The organism is Streptomyces sp. NPDC001156, from assembly GCF_053598275.1.
The window spans coordinates 1-1,520 of the sequence record NZ_JBSFJX010000522.1 but is presented as its reverse complement, the minus strand read 5'-3'; the positions used below and the strand labels follow the sequence as shown (position 1 = coordinate 1,520).

The following is a 1,520-nucleotide window of genomic DNA, read 5'->3' as shown; positions in this document are numbered from 1 at the left end:
AGGTCGGGTAGCGGGAGCACATTGCTGTGCTCCCGCCCCCTCAGAACCGTGCGTGCCCGTCGTCCGAGCACACGGCTCAAGCAGGCCCTGGAGGGCTGCTGGCAGGTTGCAGTGCTGTCCGACCGCCGGTGCTGGCACCGCGCCAGCGGTGGCAGTGGGTGTGGATCAGGCGGAGATGGGCGGCGCTGTCCGGTGTGCTGCGGCCCGGCTCGGCGGTGATCGCGTTCTTGCGGACCGCCTGTCGGGTCACCTTGAGCCACTGCTCCCATTCCGATGGGCTCTGCGGTTCACGGTCGGCGTGCAGGAGGAGCCCGTCGCAGAGCGGACAGCGGCCGTGCTGCTTCTGCAGCAGTCGCAGCCCGGTCACGCTCAGCGGGGGTTTCCTCTTGCTCCGTCGTGCAGCCCAGTACTCGGCCAGGGCCGGGTCGTCGACCGACGCCCGGCCTGGAACCATCTGGTGCCGGACAATCTTGGTCCAGGCGAACTTGGTGAGATAGGCCCCGGTCTCCCGGTCACCGAACACCCACCGGTCCTGTCTGGACCGGTTGAACCGACCGAAATATCGGGACGCCACCCAGTGCTTCGACTTCTTCGGGTGGCTGTGCTTGGCCCACTTGTAGGTGAGCTTCCACATGTGGAAGTCCAGGGAGGCGAACGCCTCGCTGGACACCACGCCCCGGTAGTAGGCGGCCCAGCCCCGGATGATCGGGTTGAGTTTGGCGATCACCGCTGCGGCGTTGACCCCTCTCAGGTTCATCACCTCGGCGGAGAGCCGGTCCCGAATCCGTTGCAGGGCAGTCCTGCTCGGCTTGATCAGCAGCGTGCCGCGATAACGGCGGACGTTAAACCCCAGGAAGTCGTAGCCGTCATCAAGGTGCGCTATGCGCGTCTTGTCCTCGTTGAAGACCAGGCCCCCGGGCGCCAGCCACGCGGCGAGCCGAGCCTTGACCTGTTCGGCCTCCTCACGGCTGTGACAGAGAGCCACGAGATCGTCGGCGTACCTGATCAAAATCGGCGCGCCCGCCTCGGTCTCACCGGCATGAGCACCGGTCTGCCGATAGCGGACCCCAGCCGCCTCCTCCAGCCCATGAAGGGCCACGTTCATCAACAACGGTGAAACGATCCCGCCTTGCGGGGTCCCCTCCACCGTCGGGGCGAGTCTTCCCTGGTCGACCACCCCGGCCTTGAGCCACTGCTCAATCAGACCCCGGGCGGGGAACTGCCCGAGCAGGGCCAGAAGCCGATCATGATTGATTCGGTCGAACGCCGCCGTCAGGTCGGCATCCAGCACCCACTGCCGCTTGGGGTCCTTGCCCTTCGCTGCCTGGAAGATGGCCTGGATCGCGTCGTGACAGCCACGGCCGGGCCGAAATCCGTAGGATCGCGGCTCGAACCGTGCTTCCCACTCGGGTTCAAGTGCACCGAGAACCAGGGCCTGAAGACACCGGTCCAAGATCACGGGAATCCCGAGCGGCCTTTGACGCCCGTTCGCCTTCGGTATGAACACCCGCTTGACAGGT

The 1,520-nt window shown here is 66.2% G+C and carries 1 protein-coding gene; it reads right to left on the bottom strand.

What is annotated here, in order from left to right:
- Positions 1 to 76: 76 nt before the first annotated feature.
- Positions 77 to 1,520: group II intron reverse transcriptase/maturase (gene ltrA, locus ACWDA7_RS52795; RefSeq protein WP_450615343.1), on the bottom strand; the 1,444-nt coding region annotated here is incomplete at its 5' end.